Below are 17,569 nucleotides of genomic sequence, written 5' to 3'. Positions count from 1 at the left end.
CAAAATATGAAGAAGTATTTACTGCTTACTTTAACGGCTCTTATGCTGGTGGCCGGCTTCAGCGGCTCGGCACTGGCTAAGGAAAGACTCTTTACGTTTTCCAATAACAATAACGGAGCTGTGAAAGAGGTTAATTATTATCTGGATAATGGTGCCAAGGTTGTGTTTATGGACACAGCAGCCAAGGCTACCGACAGCACGGTGATTATCACCGTAGTGCTGGATATACCGGAAGGTGTGCCAGCATATCAAAAGTAAATAGCAAAAGGGTGCCGCAGGCACTTGCAAAGGGAGACGGCATTAGCCGTCTCTTTTGGTATTAGAGATAAAAGGAGCGGTTTTGATGCAGGATTTTATCATTACGCAAAAAAATAATATCTGGTGGGGAATGTTCCCTCGTTTGATGCAGGCGGGCTTCGGTAATGCCTGCAGCTGTCGTCTGCATGGAGAAAGCGACATGGTACCGGGTACTTTGAACCTGGCTTTGCATGTGGGTGATGAGGTGGAACTGGTGCTGCAGAACCGTCGCCTGTTTGCGCAGGTTCTAGGTTTGGACGCATCAAAATTTACTACCTGCGAGCAGGTGCATGGCAGCAATGTTGCTGTTGTAGATGAAGCCTTGGTTGGCGCCGGTGCTACTACGCTTGCTGATACGATTAAGGATACGGATGCTTTGGTTACGAATCTGGCAAACGTACCGCTGCTGCTATTTTTTGCAGACTGCGTGCCGCTGCTTTTCGCCGACGAGCGCCAAGGCGTGTGCGCTGTGGCACACGCAGGCTGGCGCGGTACGGTAGCACAGATTGGGCGCAATACTGTAGAAGCTATGCAGCAATCCTTCGGCTCCCGTCCCGCAGATATCGTTGCGGCGATTGGTCCTTCTATCGGCCAATGCTGCTATGAGGTGGACGACTTTGTGCGCAGTAAGGCTGAAGGCTACGAGCAGTTCTTTGCGCCACGAGCAGAAAAGCCGGGCAAGTATCTGCTGGATTTGTGGGGTTATAACCGCAAGGTACTGCTGGACGCAGGATTAAAGGCGGAAAATATCCTTACTGCCGGCGTCTGCACAGAGCATAACCACGAAATGTTCTGTTCCTACCGCGCGGAGCAGGGCAAAACAGGGCGCATGGGCGTGTGCCTGTATAGAATGTCTGACAATAAAAATGCGTAAGTACTGAGCGTGCAAAGAACTTACGGTTAACGTTAACTTAGAAAGATCAGAAAGTATGCTAAGAAAATGTTTTTGTAAAGCTAAAAAATACGAAAAGAGTGAGTGAAGATGCTTAAAGATACATTTACTTTTCAGGGACCGTTAGGCGAGATTGAATGTCTTGTTGAGCCTAACCGTAGTGATAATAATGCCGTTCTTGTTATGGCGCACGGCTTCCGCGGCAGCCGCGACAGCGGCGGACGTGCTGCGGGCGTTGCGCATCAGGCTGCTGCGCATGCTGCCGTAGTGCGCTTTAACTTTATGGGTACGCAGATAATTTCGCGTCAGGTAGAGGAGCTGCGCGCCGTACTGGCGGAGGTACGCCGCAGACAGCCCGGCTGTAAGCTGTTTCTTTTGGGACGCAGCTTGGGTGGCGCTGCCTCCATCATTACCGCGGCTCAGGACGGAGCTCTCGCCGGCCTGATTCTGTGGGCAACGCCGAATAATCTGCGCTTTACCTTCCACTATGTGATGACGGAGGACGAATATCGTCGTCTGGACAGCGGCGAAACCCTGCATTTTAACGATGAACGCGGCGAATGCGATTTGACACCGGATTTCCTGACGGATTTTGACCAATACGATTTGCTGGCGCTGCTGCAAAAAGCACAGCCCTTGCCTGTACTGGTGCTGCACTGCAGTGCGGATGAGGTGGTGCTGGCGGAGCAGGCGCAGCGCAACGCCGCAGCCATCGGCAATGCGGCTGAGCTGCATATCTTTGAAGGCGGCGACCACAGCTTTACGCAGTACAGTGAGCAGGCAGGCGCGTTGCTGAGCGATTGGCTGGGCAAACGCTTGAAATGCGGCGCTTGTTAGTTGTATAATATACTTGAGAAATTATATCCTTTTCTATGGGAGGAAAGAGCATGAAGAAATTTTTAATAATCTGCCTGATGCTGGTGTGCGCGCTGGTACTTACAGCCTGCGGTCAGGAAAAGCAGGAGCAGGCGCCGAAGGCAGAGCCTGCGACGGCTGTTTTCAACACGAGCATGGGCGATTTTGAGGTGAAGCTGGCAACAGATTATGCACCGGAAACGTCGAAGAATTTTATTACGCTGGCAGAAAAGGGCTTTTATAACGGCCTTACCTTTCACCGCGTAATCGATAACTTTATGATTCAGGGCGGTGACCCTGCCGGTAACGGTACCGGTGGTCCCGGCTATACTATTAAGGATGAGTTCAGCAGTAAGCTGCTACATGACGGCCCCGGTGTAATTTCCATGGCAAACCGCGGCCCGAATACCGGCGGCAGCCAGTTCTTTATCACCCTGCGTGAAACTAAATGGCTTGACGGTAAGCACGCTGTTTTCGGCAAGGTAAGCAAGGGCATGGATGTTGTTTATAAAATCGGCAAAACAGCAACAGATTCCAATGATAAACCGTTGGAGCCTGTAATCATTAAGAAGGTTACGATAGAAAAACGTTAACACCCCTTTTAAAACAGGTAGGAGGAAATTGCTTGGCTAGTGAAGAAGAAAAAATACAAGGTATACTCGAAACTGTTGACCAGCAGGAAATGGTTGGCATTTGCGGACGTAATGATGAATTTCTGCGTTTAATCCGTGGTGCTTTTGACTGTACAATCGTCGCGCGCGGCAATCAGATTACAATGAGCGGACGTGCCGAAGAGGTGGCACAGCTGGAACAGCTGCTGCAGGAGCTTCTGTTTTTGTACCGTCAGGGACTGCCGCTGACAACGCATGATGTGCGTTACAGCATGTATATGGTGAAGGCAGGAAATTTGGAAAGTCTGCATCGCATGTACGCTGATACGATTATCGTTAACAACCGTGGCCGTCAGGTGAAGGCCAAAACATTGGGACAGTGGCAGTATGTGGAAACCATCCGCCATAACTATATAACCTTGGGCATCGGACCTGCAGGCACAGGCAAAACCTACCTGGCAGTGGCGCTGGCAGTAGCGGCGCTGAAGAAAAAAGAGGTGGAGCGCATTATCTTGACGCGTCCTGCGGTAGAAGCAGGCGAAAAGCTGGGCTTTTTGCCGGGTGATATGCAGGATAAGGTAGACCCGTATCTGCGTCCTCTTTATGACGGCCTGTACGATATGCTGGGCACGGAAACCTTCCAAAAGTATCTTACCAAGGGTACGATTGAGGTTGCACCGCTGGCATATATGCGCGGACGCACGCTGAATGACGCCTTCATCATTTTGGACGAGGCGCAGAATACTACGCCGGAGCAGATGAAGATGTTCCTGACGCGTTTCGGCTTTGGCAGTAAGATGGTTATTACCGGTGATATCACGCAGATAGATTTGCCGGGCGGCAAGAACAGCGGCCTGAAGGATGCAGCGCGTATTCTGGGCAACGTACCGGGAATCGGCGTGATTAAGTTCAGTGAGCAGGATGTTGTGCGCCACGAAATCGTGGGTTCCATCATCAAGGCTTATGAACGCTTTGAAAAACAAAAAGAAAAATATAACGGAGAAAAACAAGCATGATAATTAATTTGGAAAATGACCAGCAGAAGCTAGAGCTTTCCGCGCAGGTGCTGGAGCGCCTGCAGGAGGGCTTGCAGGCAGTAGCACGCTTGAATGAGCTGCCGGAGGAGTCCGAAGTTGATGTAACTATTGTCGACGATGAGGAAATCCATGCGCTGAACCGTGAGTATCGCGGTATGGATAAGCCTACCGACGTTTTGAGCTTTGCGTTGGACGAGGACTGCGAGGATGAAGATGAGCCGGAGCTGATCGGCGGACCGGAGGAGCATCTTTTCGGTGATATCATCATTTCGGCGGAAACAGCACTGCGTCAGGCAGAGGAATACGGGCACGGCCTGGAGCGCGAAATGACGTATCTGGCAGTGCATGGTATGTTCCATCTGTTGGGCTATGACCACATGACGGAGGAGGATAAGGCTGAAATGCGTGCGAAAGAGGAGGAAGCTCTGCGTGCGATTAACCTTTCCGAAGAATATTTTGACCATCCCACAGGTATTCATTGATGCTTAATGCACAATTATTTATAACTAACCTGTAAAAAACATAGGAGGTGCTTTCCATGAAAGACGTAAAACTGAATGAATTATCCCCGGCTTGGCGCGAATTGTACGATGCAGCGGTTGCTGCCCGTAAGAATGCTTACATTCCTTATTCCAACTTTGCTGTAGGTGCGGCAGTACGCTGTGCCAACGGAAAAATCTACGGTGGCTGCAATGTGGAAAACGCTTCCTACGGACTTTGTGTCTGCGGCGAGCGTAACGCTATTTTCCATGCTGCCTGCGCCGGTGAGCGTGAGATGACAGAGCTGTGCGTAGTTGCAGATACCTCTGGCCCCGTTTCTCCCTGCGGTGCCTGCAGACAGGTAATGCGCGAGTTTGGTATCCAAACCGTGATTTTGGCAAATATGAAGGGTGACTTTAAAATTACTACGGTAGAAGAGTTGCTGCCGTATGGTTTTGAATTATGATAACAGGAGCTGATTAAGATAAAGAAGGTAAACAACGAAGAAGCTAAACATTATGCCGGCTTTGTGGCAATGGTGGGACGTCCGAATGTGGGCAAGTCCACTCTGACAAACAGTCTGATAGGCGAAAAAATCGCTATTATGTCCGACAGACCGCAGACTACACGCAATAAGATTATGTGCATTATGAATACTGATAACGCACAGATTATGTTTCTTGATACGCCGGGCATCCATAAGCCACAGCATAAGCTGGGCGAATACATGGTGCGTACGGCAGAAAGCACCCTGCAGGAGGTTGACGTTGTCCTCTTTGTAGTGGATGCAACCGAAAAACGCGGCGCAGGCGAGGATTATATCCTGAACCTGTTGCAGAAGGTAAAAACACCGGTAATTTTGGTAGTAAATAAAATTGACAAGCTGGCAGACAAGCAAAAGCTGTTCCAGATTATGGAAGGTTATAATAAGCTGTATAAATTTGCGGCGATTGTACCTGTTTCTGCATTGAATGACAGCGAATTCCCAGGACTGGTGCAGGAAATCACTAAGCATCTGCCGGAGGGACCGGCGTACTTCCCGGAGGATATGATTACCGACCAGCCGGAGCGCGTGATTGCCGCTGAAATGATCCGTGAGAAGGTATTGCGCCTGACGCGTGATGAAATTCCCCATTCCGTAGCGGTTGAGGTGGACGAATTCAAGGAGCGCGACGAAGAAAACGTTTATATCAGAGCAACAATTTTTGTAGAGCGAGAATCGCAAAAGGGCATTGTTATCGGCGCTAAGGGCAGCCTGCTAAAGAAAATTGGACAGCAGGCGCGTGCTGATATCGAAAACCTGCTGTACTGCAAGGTCTTTTTGGATTTATGGGTTAAGGTTAAGGCTGACTGGCGTAACAAGGATAAAGCCTTGAAGCAGCTTGGCTACAAGGAGTGAGGACTTATCAATTTTTTTCAGAAACTGATTGATTTCTGGCACAGACTGCCGCTTGCCTGGCATTACCTGCAAACAGGCACCTGGCACAAGGAGGGCAGCGCCAGCAGTGAGGACGAGCTGCGCCAGCTGGTGAGCGCCAGCGAGCGCCACGGCCAAATTGACCATGTCGAGGGCAGCATGATCGGCAATGTTTTTGACTTTGCCGACCGTGTAGCGCGCGAGGTCATGGTGCCACGTCAGGATATGGTATGCCTGTTTTTGGATGATACGCTGGCAGAAAATATGGCTGTTGTGCGCAGCAGCCATCATACGCGCTATCCGCTCTGCATGGAGGACAAGGATCAGGTGGTGGGTACGCTGCATGTGCGCGACCTGCTGAAGCTTAAGCCGGGGCAGACTACATTTGACCTGCGCCGTCTGATGCGTCCGATTGTCGTTATTCCGGAGGCTATGCCGGTGCCGAAGGCACTGCGTCTGATGCAGCAACGTCATGTGCAGATGGTGCTTGTGGCAGATGAGTACGGTGGTACTGCAGGCCTGATTACTATGGAGGACCTCGTAGAGGAAATCGTCGGTGATATTCAGGACGAGCATGAAGCGCAGGAGCCGCCGGACGTGTTGCAGCTTCCCAATGGCAGTATTGAATTTGACGGCATGGTGTTGCTGGACGATGTGGCAGAGCAGCTGCCGATTGCATTTGATGATCCGGAGGAGGATACCATCGGCGGTTATGTATTCGGTCTGCTTGGGCGCAAGCCTGAGATTGGCGATGCTGTAGAGATTTCCAGCTACAGCTTTAAGGTGCTGCGCACGGAGGGCTTCCGCGTAGTTCGCGTGCTGGCTGCGAAGCTGCCGCAGGAGCAGGAACAGAAAGAAGAACAGCAGGATGAGTGAGTCGCAAAGGGAGCTTTTGGCAGATGATGCGCTTGTTTTGCATGTGAAAAACTGGCAGACGGCTGATAAATATGCGGTCTGCTTTACGAAGGAGCATGGCAAGCTGCGCTTTATCGCCTATGGTGCCCGCTATGAAAAAAATATACATGGCAGATTGCTGCAGCCCTTTGCCAATCTGCATATTGAGGTTCAGCAGGGTCAGAAGATAGACAAGCTGCGCAGCTGTGAGCTTTTGCAGATGCCCAAGTCTATGGATATGCAGCAGATGGCTTATGCGGCGGTAGCATCGGAGCTTACTGCCGTACTGACGGAGGACAGAGTGCCGCAGCCGGAGCTTTATGAAATGCTGGGCGCTGCCCTGGCGGCGCTGATGCAGCGCAATCCGCGTCTAGTTGTTTTGTCCTATGCTATAAAATTGCTGGCGGCTACGGGCTTTGCACCGCAACTTACGCATTGCGTGCATTGCGGTGAGGCTGTGACGGCACAGGAGAATGCGTGGTTCAGTCCGCTGCAGGGCGGGCTTATCTGCAGCAGCTGTAGAAGCACCTATAATGGTGACGGTCTGGAGCCGTGTGGTGCAGAAACACGCGAGCTGTGGCAGTGGCTGGCGCAGCTCGATTACGAGCAGCCGACGCCCTTTAAGGTGCGAGGCGGTGCGCTCATGGAGCTGGAAAAAATTCTCTTCAAGTTTATCTTCTTTCAGACAGATAAGCCGTTGAACAGCTTAAACTTTTTGAGTCAGCTGCAGCTGTGAGGCTGTGTAGAAGGCACTTAATTGAAGAACGTAAAACGTAAACAAAAACGCTAAAGGCTTTGAAGTTTTTAGCGTTTTTTGCATGCAAAAAGTCCGCTCACATGGAGCGGACTCAGTAAAGGCTATCTTAGACATTATACGTAAAGGTGTAGTTTTAAGCATAACGCGGGAGAATTTTTACGTCAGAGAGGAAGTATCTTTATCCTCAACCTTCAGAAAGATTTTGTTGACGTACTGCTCGCAGTCGCAGGAGAACCAATGATTTTCCAAAGGAAGGATATAAATATTGCCGACAGGCTCCAAATCATTGGTCTGTAGAAAGCGTTCGATGCGCTGGGATAATTTTTCAGCGTTCTCGCAAAAGGTACCAGAAAAAATAATTTCCAGATACAGACCGGCAGGCAACGTCATTTTGATGGACTGTCTATGCTTGGTGGCGCTGGTGACGCAGGAAAAATATGCCTGTGAACGTTGAAATTCATGCTTTTTAAAAAAGCTTTCCTGGTCTAAAACCCAGCCTGCATGATTAGGCAGTGCTCCCTTGTGATGCGCGCGTCTTTGACCATGACGGGCAAATTTGGTAATACGGCTTTTGCCGTCATCACTTTCCGCAAGCGGCGTCAGACGCAGCAGACGGTCATTTTGCCAGCTGAGCGTCAGGTGGCGACATGTATTAAGCTCCTTGACGTGCATATCCTCCTTGATGCGTTCGATGGTGTCGCAGATTTCCTGATTGTTGTGGATGATTGCCTGACATTCCGCTGTTTTTTCCTGCAGCAGCTGCAGAAAATGCTCCTTGCTGCGGTCCTCCAGATATTTTTTGATATTGGCGATGCTGATATCCAGCGCACGCAGGTTGACGATTATCTCCAAATCCAGAAATTGCTGGATAGAATAATTGCGGTAGCCATTTTCACTGACAAAGTCCGGTGAAAGCAGGTTAACCTTGTCATAGTAGAGCAATGACTGCTTAGATATATTAAAAATTGCAGCTAATTCGCCGGCAGTAAAGTACTTTCGCTTGTCTTTATTAATCATAATTATTCCTCATAAGCTTGACTATAATACTAGTATATAGTTTAATATTAAAAGAAGTAATATCACTCCTTTTTATCTAGTAAATTATATCATATTTTCTTGCTATTTGAATAGGAGTTTTTTAGTATAGGATGGAGGTCAATATCTAATGAAAAAAATTGCGATTTATGGTAAGGGCGGTATCGGCAAGTCCACAACAACATCAAATCTGTCGGCTGCATTCAGTGAGGATGGTCTTAAGGTTTGCCAGATCGGCTGCGATCCGAAAAATGATTCTACCAGACTTTTGCTGGGACGTATCTGCAGCCAGACTGTGCTGGACATGGTGCGCGATAATGATGAGGTTGCGGCAGAGGATATTGTTCATACAGGCTATAACGGCATCAAATGCGTAGAGGCCGGTGGTCCTGAGCCGGGTGTAGGCTGCGCAGGCCGCGGCATTATCGTAGCTTTGGAAAAGCTGCGTTCGCTGGAGGTGCTGACGGACGAGGACCTAATTATGTATGACGTTTTAGGTGACGTAGTTTGCGGTGGCTTTGCTGTGCCAATCCGCGAGGGCTACGCAACTGATATATATATTGTTTCTTCCGGCGAGCTGATGAGCCTGTATGCTGCCAACAATATCGCCAAGGGCGTTAAGCGCTTTGCTATGCGCGGCGGTGTGCGTTTGGGCGGTATCATCGGCAACGGCCGTAATACACCGAACGAGCAGCAGCTGCTGCAGGAATTCGCCAAACGCCTGCACACTCAGCTGATTGCCTTTATTCCGCGTGACGTAATCGTTAATAAGGCGGAAAATAATCGCCAGACAGTGCTGCAATATGCACCGGAAAGCGCTCAGGCCGGTGTTTACCGCAAGCTGGCGCATGATATCTGGCATAATGAAAACATGGCTATTCCTACGCCGATGAGCTTTGAGGAGCTTGAAAAGCTGGTGGCCGAATATGGCAATTAAAACAAGACGCTTTTACAGTGCACGCAAAAGCTGCAGCTGCAGCATGCCGGGCGTGTGGCGCGCTGTTGCCTACATGGACGGCGCTGTAGTAGTTTTTCACAGCCCGCGTGCCTGTGCTCATGTAGCACGCACGATGGATATCAATTCCCAATACCGCACGCTTTCCGAGAATGAACGCGAGCAATGGGGCTCCGTTCCGCTGCTCAGCAGCCAGATGCAGGAAAAGGACGCAATTTTCGGCGGTGTGGCGCGTTTGGAAAAATGTTTGCGCTTTGCCATTGAAACATATAAGCCAAAATGCCTGATGATTGCCAATTCCTGCGTTGCCGGTGTTATCGGTGACGATGTGGAATCCGTGGCACGCGAGGTGGAGGAGGAATACAATGTTCCTATCCTTACTGTGGAATGCTGCGGCTTTTTGGGTGCGGAATATTATGACGGATATTTTGAAATTACGCAGAAGCTGTTGGAGCGCTTCGTCAAGCCTTGTACCAAGCAAAAGGACAGCGTCCTGCTTTTAGGCGATAACGGCGGCCCGTGGGGCCATTACGCAAAAGAGGTTACCCGTATTCTGCAGGAGTTCGGCGTAGAGGTCATCGGTCAGTTCCCCGGCTATATGGCTATGGATGAGCTGGAAAAGGTGGCGGCTGCCGAATATGCGGTTGTGCTTGGCGGCCGCGGGCAGACGCATATCGGCTTGCGTAAGGTTGCGGAGCAGCTGCAGGAAAAATACGGCACACATTATCTGGCCGATATTTATCCTGTCGGCTGGCAGGAAACGCAGGACTGGATTATCAGCATCGGCCGTATTCTGGGGCGTGAGCAGTTGGCACAGCAGGTGCTGAAGCTGGAGCAGCAGCGCTTAAGTGAGCAGCTGCAGCATTTTCTGCCGGTAACGGAAGGCAAGAAAACAGTGCTGTGCATCGGCCGTATTCTGAGATATTTTCATCCGGGGAATATCCTGCAGACCATCAAGCTTTTGCGCTTGAATATTACCGGCATTATTTTACTGGATTCCTATGACGGTGATGAGCGCGAAGCGATGCTGAAGGTTGTGCAGGAAAACAGCGATGTGCCTGTTTATACTACGGCGGAGGGTGAAAAGCTGGTAGCAGATGCAGACATCGTGCTGACAACGCACGAACTGCAGAATAAGGAGGCACGCCAGATTTTCCTGCCGATGCTGCCGCAGGTTGCCGTTGCCGGTGAGATCAAGATGATGCAGGGAATCTATCAGAGCCTGTGCAGCAGGCTGAAGGGAGGCGTGCGCTATGTCTGAAAAGCAAGGTTGGGGCAATATCTGCGAGCGTGTGGATACCTGTGCGCTGACAGGTGCAGGAGCCTTTTTCGCTGCTATTGACAAGAGTGAGGTTTTGATTAACGGACCGTTGTGGTGTTATTTTTATGCTTTGAGACATCTGGAAAAGGCGCGTCCCGATATGTATACGCGCTTTTACGGCTCGCAGCCTGATAATAACGCTGTTATTTACGGCTCCGAGGAATATGTAACGCAGGAACTGCGGCGTATGCTGGAGGATGGTCATAAGCCTTCGGTACTGCTTTTGGAAAGCAGCTGCTCGCTGAGCTTAATCGGTGATGACCTGGCAGGCATGGCGCGCAAGCTGCAGCTGCCGTTTCCGGTAGTTACGTTGGACAGCGGCGGTATGGTCGGCGGCTTTGCCGAGGGCTACGCCAAGGCTGCCAAGAAGCTGTTTGCGCAGCTGTTGCCGCAGACTGCGACAGCAAAGTCCTTGGCAGTGAATATTTTAGGACAATCGGAATTTTATCTGCAGGGTGCGGCCGATACGCGGGAATTAAAACGCTTACTGCAGCTGGCAGGCTATGAGGTGCTGTGCACTCCCGGCTGCGAATGCACGCTGGAGGAGCTGCAGCGTTTGCCTGAAGCTGCGCTGAACATTGTTACGAATGCTGAGCTGGGTTTGCCGCTGGCAGAATATCTGCAGAAGCAATACGGCACGCCGTATATTTTTGCCGGACTGCCTTACGGGGTGCAGGGAACGCTGCGCTGGCTGCAGCAGATAAACGCGCAGTTGCCGGCTCCTGCGTTGGACAAGGTGACGGCAGAAGCTCAGGCGCAGGATAATTACCTGATGAGCCGTAATAATGAAGCGATTGCGCTTTGGGGCAGCATGTGGTTTGACAACGTGCTCGTCAGCGCGCCTGCGACGCAGGCGCTGTGCCTCGCACAGACGCTGCGCACCGAATGGACCGATATCGGCAGTCTGACGGTCATCTGCCAGCAACCGCTCAAAGATGCGCCTGCCTGCGACACTGCAGAGGCGATTTACACTGTCGGCGTGGACGATGCTGCCATCAGTGAATATTTTAAAACCTGTGAAAATGTACTGCTGCTGGCAAGCAGCAGCGAAAGCTCGGTTCTTTATCGCAGAAAGCAGTGCAGCTTTGATGCCTGCAATATCTGCTATCCTACGAATGATGAGGTGTTTATTACCAAGCAGCCGATGGTAGGCCTGCAGGGCAGTGCTTACATGCTGGAGCGACTGTGGAATTGCTTTATCCGCAGGAAAAAGAATAAAGTAGAGTAGGTGGTCTATGAAAAAGCTATTGATGATTATAAGCCTGTTGCTTTTGGTATTTACTGCAGGATGCAGTAAGCAGCAGGCTGCCGATGTTCCTGCACCGCCGGCGGCGGATGCAGCCTACAGCGTTACGGACGATGCCGGACGGACGCTGCGCTTTGATCATAGGCCGCAGCGGATAGTTTCGCTTACCTATGGTACGGATGAAATTCTTACCGATTTGGTTGATATCAAACGCATTATGGCCTACAGCCGTTGGGCGGGCGACAGCGAAATAAGCTTTATTACCAAGGAGCAGGCCTATACTGTGGGACGCAAGGTGCCGGAAAATACCGAAGCTGTTTATGCATTGCAGCCTGACCTTGTTGTTGCTTCAACGGCCACCTCTAGCGACTTGGTACGCAGTCTGGAGGGGTTGGGCGTGCCGGTTTATATAGCGCGCAGTCCGCATAATTATCAGGAGATGTGCGACAAAATCCGCGGTATAGCTGCAGCGGTAGGCGAAAAGCAGCAGGGGGAGCTGATGGTGCAGAAGATGGATACGCACCTGCAGCAGCTGCAAAAACGCTTGCGTCAGATTCCGTCAAGCGAAAGGCGCGTTGCTGTAGCCTTTAATTTTACCTCTGCCATGGGGCGGAGAGGAGATTTGCTCGACAGCATGCTGACGATGGCGCATGTAATTAACGGCGCAGCCATTGTTGCCGATGAAAACAAGAGTGAGCATGGTATGCCTGCTATCAGCAAGGAACAGGTGGTACGCATAAATCCGGATATTTTTATGCTGCCGACCTGGAATTATAACAATAAACAGGATGTGCAGGGTTATGCTTATGCCGTAATGAATGACCCTGCTTATCGTGATGTCAAGGCTGTACGCAACAAGCAGATTAAGTTTGTTTCGGACAAATACCGCTATGTTGCCAGCCAGCATATTGTCGATGCTATTGAAAACATCGCGCATGCTGTATATCCGGAAATTTTTTGAGGAAGTGTGTTTGTAGATGATTATTAAACGTGAACGGAGTCCATTGGCTATTATTCTTTTAGCAGTTCTCTTAGTTGTTATTGCCTGTGTATCGCTGACCTTCGGTCAGATAGATGTGCCTGTGGGCAAAGCGCTGGCAGTTATCGGCTCTCAGTTGAATCTGCCAGGCTTTACCGGGGTTGATTACAGCAGGGAGCAACTTGCCGTTATTTGGTATATCCGCCTGCCGCGTATGCTGGTAGGTGTGCTAGTAGGTGCGGCGCTGGGTATTTCCGGCGCTGTAATGCAGGGCATCTTCAGCAACCCGCTGGCTGATCCCGGTCTTATCGGTATCTCCTCCGGTGCTGCTACCGGTGCCGTGCTTTCTATTGCTTTGGGTGCAGCCTCTGGCAGCATGTTTGCTATGCCGGCCTTTGCCTTTTGCGGCAGTATCTGTGCTGTGTGCCTGACGGTATTTTTGGCGATGCGTAACGGCAAAATACCTGTTATGACGCTGCTTTTGGCAGGCGTTGCCGTGGGTATGCTTTTGGGTGCGATTACCTCCGGTCTGCTTACATTTATGAACGAGCAGAAGCTGCAGCAATATCTGTTCTGGATGGTCGGCGGTCTTGATTACCGTCGTTGGGAGCACGTATATCTGGCAGTGGGACCTGTGCTGTGCGGCATTATTATTATGTGCCTGCTGGCACGTCACCTGAACATTCTGGTGCTGGGCGAAACGGAAGCCAAAGCCGTTGGTATGCCTGTTACTGCTTTCCGCATGGGGCTGCTTTTTGTAGCAGCTATGACTACTGCTACCTCCGTTTGCGTCAGTGGTAATATCGGGTTTGTCGGCTTGGTTATTCCGCATATGATGCGTATGCTTATCGGTCCTGACCATCGCGTGCTTTTGCCTGCCAGCGCACTTGGCGGCGCAGCCTTTTTGGTATTCTGCGATTCGCTGGGACGCATTATTATGCCGCCGGCAGAGGTGCGTGTAGGCATTATGACGGCGTTTTTAGGTACGCCGTACTTCCTGTATCTGCTGCGCAGAATGCAGAAGCAGTTCTTTTAAGATGAGGTGGAAATTATGAAGGTTATTTTCTTGACGAATGTTATTCGCCGCATGGGTATGATGCAGCAGACTATGGAAAAGCTGCAGCAGGAAGGCAAGCTAGATAATGCCTGCGCCTGCCGTTGGATTACAGATGCGACGGCTTGGGATGATAAATGGCACAAGGAGCTTGCCGGCTCCAAGCTGGTCATTATGAAATGGATGGGTACAGGTCTGGATACACCGTTTCTGCAGCGCTGTGTAAGCTTGCTGAAGCAGTTGCGCCTGCCCTTTTATATTGATGCTGCCGGCAGCAAGGAGGGCGAGCTGGCGCAGGGACTGACACCAGAGCAGCTTGCTGTTATCAAAAAATATTGCATGTTCGGCGGCGAAATCAACTATAGCAATCTGTGGTTATATCTGCAGCAGCTGTTGCAAGGTGAGACTATTACAGTCGATGAGCCTAACCCGATTCACTGGTGCGGTATTTATCACCCGCGCGCGAAAAAGGTATATACCGATTTAGCGGAATACCAGCGTGATTTTTGCGTCAGCGGCCGTCCGACAGCCGGTATTCTTTTTTATCGCGACGAATGGGTTTGGGGCGATTTGACCTACCAGACTGCGATAATAGAAGAGCTGGAAGCACAGGGCGTCAACGCTGTCTGCGTTTTCAGCAACGGCATGCCGGTGGAGGAGATGGGCATGCCCAGTCTGACGCAGGTTTTCAACAGCTTCTTCTGCAATGCGGACGGTGTGCCTGCAATCGATGTGTTGCTGAATGTCATGAAGTTTTCCATGACTACCGGCGGTTCGATTAACCTTGATTATCTGAAAAAGCTTAACGTACCGGTTTTGGCTGCCTATACGACAATTGCGCCCTTTGAGGAATGGAAGGACAGCTTTGAAGGCATGAACGCCATGGAGGTTTCCATCAGCGTTTCTCTGCCGGAATTTGATGGTATTATTCACGGCGTGCCTATAGCACACAAAAAAATTCTGGAAAACGGCGATGTCCGCTATCTGCCTAATATGGAGCGTGTAAAGCGCATGGCCTCCAAGGCGAAGAAGTGGGCGATGCTGCGCCACAAGGCCAACAGCGAGAAGAAAATCGCTATTATTTTCCATAACTATCCGCCACGTAATTCCAATATCGGCAGTGCTATCGGTTTAGATACAATCGAAAGCATCCGTCGCGTGCTGGCTGCTATGCGCGAGCGTGGCTATAAGGTAGATTGGATTCCTGAGGATACGAAGGAATTTATCAAACAGCTGACGGCTAATGCCACCAATGACCGCAGTATGCTGACGGAAAAGCAGGTTGATGCTGCCTATAAGCTGACGGGAGCAGAATATAGAGAATTCTTTGCGCTGATGGACAAAAAGGTGCAGGAGCAGCTGGTGAAGGATTGGGGCGAAGCGCCCGGCACTGTCATGGAATATGACGGCGATATCCTGGTACCGGGAACGATGAACGGCAATGTTTTCGTAACCGTGCAGCCGCCGCGTGGTTTTGGCGAGGACCCGGAGAAAATTTACCACGATCCTTACGTTGCACCGACGCATCAATATCTTGCCTTCTACCGTTGGGTACGCGATGTTTGGCAGGCAGACGCTGTTGCGCATATCGGTACGCATGGCAGCCTGGAATGGCTTCCGGGCAAGAACGCCGGCCTTGATTGCAGCTGCTACCCGGATTTGGCGCTGGGAGATTTGCCGAATATTTATCCTTATAACATCACTATTACCGGTGAGGGCATTCAGGCAAAACGCCGTGGCGCTGCCTGCCTGATTGAGCATTTGCCGGCGCCGCAGACACAAGCGGGAGTGTACGACGAGCTGGAGGAGCTGGAAAAGCTCATGGACGAATACGTGCACTTCAGCAGCACGCAGCCGGATAATCTGCCGCGCTTGCAGGAGCTTGTACTGGCGAAGGTTGCCGAGGCCAACCTGCAGGATGAGGTTACTTACGATGAAGAAAAGCCCTTCAACGAATACGTGATGAATCTGCATAATTACATTACGGATTTGAAGAATATGGAGGTACACACAGGCCTGCATATTATGGGACAGCCGCCGGAGGACCAGCAGCTGGAGGATTATCTGTGGCTGCTGCTGCGTCTTGATAACGGCAATATCCCCAGCCTGACGCAGGCAATTGCTGCGCTGTATGGCTTTGATTATTACTATCTGCTGGAAAACAGCAGCCTGATATACGAACCGCTGAATATCACCTATGGTATGCTGATTGACCGTATCGCCAATCAGTGCCGCGAGCTGATTCGCTGCCTGCAGCAGCGTGACTTTGTGAAGGAAGCTGTTGCCGACGCTCTGCAGCTGCCCTGGGTGCAGCAGGCACCGGCGGAAAGCAGAGAAAAGCTGGAAGTGGTATGCAACTATATTGTAGATACACTTTACCCCAATCTGCTTTTAACGAAGCAGGAAATTACCAATATGCTGCGTGGCTTTGAGGGCGAATATATCGAGCCTGGTCCTAGTGGTGCGCCCTCCAGCGGCGGCGCTGATTTGCTGCCGACAGGACGCAACTTCTACGGTGTGGACCCGCGCTGCCTGCCAACTCCGGCGGCATGGGAAATCGGCCAGACACTGGGCGACCAGGTGGTAGAGCGCTTCATTGCGGAGGAAGGTCATTATCCGGAAAATATCGGTATGGTCTTCTGGTCCGGCGCGAATATGCGCAGTCATGGCCAGTGCATTGCTGAATTCCTCTATCTCATGGGCATCCGTCCCAAGTACCAGAGCGGCAGCCTGCGTATCAACGGCCTGGAGGTCATTCCGCTGATGGAGCTCAAACGTCCGCGTATTGACGTTACGGCGCGTATCAGCGGCCTCTTCCGCGATACTATGCCGTCGGTAATGCAAGTGATGGATAAGGCGGTGCTGTTGGCAGCGGAGCAGGATGAGCCTGATGACTTAAACTTTGTACGCAAGCATATTCAGGATGATACCAGGGAGCTGGAGCAGCAGGAGGGTATGGAGCACGCTGCAGCATGGCGTCAGGCGGCCTTCCGCGTCTTTGGCGATGCGCAGGGAACCTATGGCGCAGGCGTTGCGGCGCTGTTGGAAAGCAAGAACTGGGAAACCATTGATGATATTGCCGATGTTTATGTACGTTGGGGCGGTCATGCCTATGGCGGCAAAACCAAGGGTAAATTCCTGCCGCAGCAGTTCCGCAAGCGTATGGGCAGCTTGGATATTACGATTAAAAACGAGGATAACCACGAAACAAATATGCTCAGCAGTGATGACTACAATGCATATCATGGTGGCATGATTGCAGCAGTGCGTTCGATTAAGGGCAGCGCGCCGCGCTCCTACTGCGGCGATAGTACCGACAGGACGCGTGTGACGATGCACAGCGTGCAGGAGGAGGCAAAGCGCCTGTTCCGCAGCGAGGCGATTAATCCTAAGTTTATCAAGGGCATGATGCAGCATGGCTATAAGGGCGCTGCCGATATGGCCAACATGATTGCGCACAGCTTCCAATGGGATGCGACGAGCGCCGTTATGGAGGACTGGATGTACGAAAAATATGCTGAAAAATATACCTTTGACCCGGCAGTACAGGAATGGCTGCGTGATGTGAACCCCTGGGCGCTGCAGCGCATGACGGAAATTCTGCTGGAGGCAGAACAGCGCGGACTGTGGCAGGCTAAGCCGGAAACCAAAGAAGAGCTGCAAAAGCTCTACCTTGATATGGAGGGCGAGCTGGAGGACAGAGCAGATGGGCATTAAAATGTTAGTGCTGAGCCTGACC

At 51.1% G+C, this 17,569-nt stretch carries 17 protein-coding genes; 16 read left to right on the top strand and 1 reads right to left on the bottom strand.

Annotated features, from left to right (window positions below; translation table 11 throughout):
• Positions 1-6: 6 nt before the first annotated feature.
• The 10 genes from HMPREF9443_RS07540 to recO all read left to right on the top strand — a co-directional run bounded on the left by HMPREF9443_RS07540 (position 7) and on the right by recO (position 7,219).
• Complete coding sequence (locus HMPREF9443_RS07540) at positions 7-258, top strand: hypothetical protein (RefSeq protein ID WP_009145981.1); 252 nt, start codon at positions 7-9, stop codon at positions 256-258.
• Between the two features lie 85 nt (positions 259-343).
• Positions 344-1,171 (top strand): peptidoglycan editing factor PgeF, encoded by an 828-nt coding sequence (gene pgeF, locus HMPREF9443_RS07535; protein ID WP_009145980.1) that lies wholly within the window; start codon positions 344-346, stop codon positions 1,169-1,171.
• 108 nt (positions 1,172-1,279) lie between these two features.
• Entirely contained in the window at positions 1,280-2,026 is a 747-nt protein-coding gene (locus HMPREF9443_RS07530; RefSeq protein ID WP_009145979.1) for an alpha/beta hydrolase, read from the top strand.
• 50 nt (positions 2,027-2,076) lie between these two features.
• Positions 2,077-2,637: a peptidylprolyl isomerase gene (locus HMPREF9443_RS07525; protein ID WP_040565289.1), complete on the top strand. Its 561-nt coding sequence runs from the start codon at positions 2,077-2,079 to the stop codon at positions 2,635-2,637.
• A 32-nt stretch (positions 2,638-2,669) separates the two neighbouring features.
• On the top strand, positions 2,670-3,671 hold the full coding sequence (locus tag HMPREF9443_RS07520; protein ID WP_009145977.1) for a PhoH family protein: 1,002 nt from the start codon (positions 2,670-2,672) through the stop codon (positions 3,669-3,671).
• The gene (gene ybeY / locus HMPREF9443_RS07515) at positions 3,668-4,174 is read left to right on the top strand and encodes an rRNA maturation RNase YbeY (protein WP_009145976.1); all 507 of its coding nucleotides are present in this window, start codon (positions 3,668-3,670) and stop codon (positions 4,172-4,174) included. Before HMPREF9443_RS07520 ends, ybeY begins: the two co-directional genes overlap by 4 nt.
• 56 nt (positions 4,175-4,230) lie before the next feature.
• On the top strand, positions 4,231-4,638 hold the full coding sequence (locus HMPREF9443_RS07510) for a cytidine deaminase (RefSeq protein ID WP_009145975.1): 408 nt from the start codon (positions 4,231-4,233) through the stop codon (positions 4,636-4,638).
• 63 nt (positions 4,639-4,701) lie between these two features.
• Positions 4,702-5,571: a GTPase Era gene (gene era, locus HMPREF9443_RS07505; protein WP_268257877.1), complete on the top strand. Its 870-nt coding sequence runs from the start codon at positions 4,702-4,704 to the stop codon at positions 5,569-5,571.
• 129 nt (positions 5,572-5,700) lie between these two features.
• On the top strand, positions 5,701-6,465 hold the full coding sequence (locus HMPREF9443_RS07500) for a hemolysin family protein (protein ID WP_009145973.1): 765 nt from the start codon (positions 5,701-5,703) through the stop codon (positions 6,463-6,465).
• Positions 6,458-7,219, top strand: coding sequence for a DNA repair protein RecO (gene recO, locus HMPREF9443_RS07495; protein ID WP_009145972.1), 762 nt, complete (start codon positions 6,458-6,460; stop codon positions 7,217-7,219). The genes HMPREF9443_RS07500 and recO overlap by 8 nt, the downstream gene beginning before the upstream one ends.
• Before the next feature lie 177 nt (positions 7,220-7,396).
• On the opposite strand, the gene HMPREF9443_RS10385 is transcribed toward recO, so the two are convergent.
• Complete coding sequence (locus HMPREF9443_RS10385; RefSeq protein ID WP_009145971.1) at positions 7,397-8,257, bottom strand: MerR family transcriptional regulator; 861 nt, start codon at positions 8,255-8,257, stop codon at positions 7,397-7,399.
• Positions 8,258-8,405: 148 nt separating this feature from the next.
• Between HMPREF9443_RS10385 and HMPREF9443_RS07485 the strand changes: the two genes are divergently transcribed.
• The 6 genes from HMPREF9443_RS07485 to cobN are packed head-to-tail and all read left to right on the top strand — an operon-like array spanning position 8,406 to position 17,547.
• Entirely contained in the window at positions 8,406-9,212 is an 807-nt protein-coding gene (locus HMPREF9443_RS07485) for a nucleotide-binding protein (RefSeq protein WP_009145970.1), read from the top strand.
• On the top strand, positions 9,202-10,491 hold the full coding sequence (locus HMPREF9443_RS07480) for a nitrogenase component 1 (RefSeq protein WP_040565284.1): 1,290 nt from the start codon (positions 9,202-9,204) through the stop codon (positions 10,489-10,491). Before HMPREF9443_RS07485 ends, HMPREF9443_RS07480 begins: the two co-directional genes overlap by 11 nt.
• The gene (locus tag HMPREF9443_RS07475; RefSeq protein WP_009145968.1) at positions 10,484-11,779 is read left to right on the top strand and encodes a nitrogenase component 1; all 1,296 of its coding nucleotides are present in this window, start codon (positions 10,484-10,486) and stop codon (positions 11,777-11,779) included. The genes HMPREF9443_RS07480 and HMPREF9443_RS07475 overlap by 8 nt, the downstream gene beginning before the upstream one ends.
• A 7-nt stretch (positions 11,780-11,786) precedes the next feature.
• Positions 11,787-12,758: an ABC transporter substrate-binding protein gene (locus tag HMPREF9443_RS07470; RefSeq protein WP_009145967.1), complete on the top strand. Its 972-nt coding sequence runs from the start codon at positions 11,787-11,789 to the stop codon at positions 12,756-12,758.
• A gap of 16 nt (positions 12,759-12,774) precedes the next feature.
• Positions 12,775-13,812, top strand: coding sequence for a FecCD family ABC transporter permease (locus HMPREF9443_RS07465; RefSeq protein WP_009145966.1), 1,038 nt, complete (start codon positions 12,775-12,777; stop codon positions 13,810-13,812).
• Between the two features lie 15 nt (positions 13,813-13,827).
• Positions 13,828-17,547: a cobaltochelatase subunit CobN gene (gene cobN, locus HMPREF9443_RS07460; RefSeq protein ID WP_009145965.1), complete on the top strand. Its 3,720-nt coding sequence runs from the start codon at positions 13,828-13,830 to the stop codon at positions 17,545-17,547.
• The last annotated feature ends 22 nt before the right edge of the window (positions 17,548-17,569 follow it).

It is taken from the genome of Phascolarctobacterium succinatutens YIT 12067 (genome assembly GCF_000188175.1).
In the GTDB taxonomy this organism is placed as follows: domain Bacteria; phylum Bacillota; class Negativicutes; order Acidaminococcales; family Acidaminococcaceae; genus Phascolarctobacterium_A; species Phascolarctobacterium_A succinatutens.
Note: the sequence above shows the minus strand (reverse complement) of the source record. Positions and strands in the feature narration are given on the sequence as shown.

What these genes read in the sequence shown, in the direction of transcription:
- HMPREF9443_RS07540 (WP_009145981.1), top strand. Translation starts at nt 7, where the DNA reads ATGAAGAAGTATTTACTGCTTACTTTAACGGCTCTTATGCTGGTGGCC.
- pgeF (WP_009145980.1), top strand. Translation starts at nt 344, where the DNA reads ATGCAGGATTTTATCATTACGCAAAAAAATAATATCTGGTGGGGAATG.
- HMPREF9443_RS07530 (WP_009145979.1), top strand. Translation starts at nt 1,280, where the DNA reads ATGCTTAAAGATACATTTACTTTTCAGGGACCGTTAGGCGAGATTGAA.
- HMPREF9443_RS07525 (WP_040565289.1), top strand. Translation starts at nt 2,077, where the DNA reads ATGAAGAAATTTTTAATAATCTGCCTGATGCTGGTGTGCGCGCTGGTA.
- ybeY (WP_009145976.1), top strand. Translation starts at nt 3,668, where the DNA reads ATGATAATTAATTTGGAAAATGACCAGCAGAAGCTAGAGCTTTCCGCG.
- HMPREF9443_RS07510 (WP_009145975.1), top strand. Translation starts at nt 4,231, where the DNA reads ATGAAAGACGTAAAACTGAATGAATTATCCCCGGCTTGGCGCGAATTG.
- recO (WP_009145972.1), top strand. Translation starts at nt 6,458, where the DNA reads ATGAGTGAGTCGCAAAGGGAGCTTTTGGCAGATGATGCGCTTGTTTTG.
- HMPREF9443_RS10385 (WP_009145971.1), bottom strand. Translation starts at nt 8,257, where the DNA reads ATGATTAATAAAGACAAGCGAAAGTACTTTACTGCCGGCGAATTAGCT.
- HMPREF9443_RS07485 (WP_009145970.1), top strand. Translation starts at nt 8,406, where the DNA reads ATGAAAAAAATTGCGATTTATGGTAAGGGCGGTATCGGCAAGTCCACA.
- HMPREF9443_RS07480 (WP_040565284.1), top strand. Translation starts at nt 9,202, where the DNA reads ATGGCAATTAAAACAAGACGCTTTTACAGTGCACGCAAAAGCTGCAGC.
- HMPREF9443_RS07475 (WP_009145968.1), top strand. Translation starts at nt 10,484, where the DNA reads ATGTCTGAAAAGCAAGGTTGGGGCAATATCTGCGAGCGTGTGGATACC.
- HMPREF9443_RS07470 (WP_009145967.1), top strand. Translation starts at nt 11,787, where the DNA reads ATGAAAAAGCTATTGATGATTATAAGCCTGTTGCTTTTGGTATTTACT.
- HMPREF9443_RS07465 (WP_009145966.1), top strand. Translation starts at nt 12,775, where the DNA reads ATGATTATTAAACGTGAACGGAGTCCATTGGCTATTATTCTTTTAGCA.
- cobN (WP_009145965.1), top strand. Translation starts at nt 13,828, where the DNA reads ATGAAGGTTATTTTCTTGACGAATGTTATTCGCCGCATGGGTATGATG.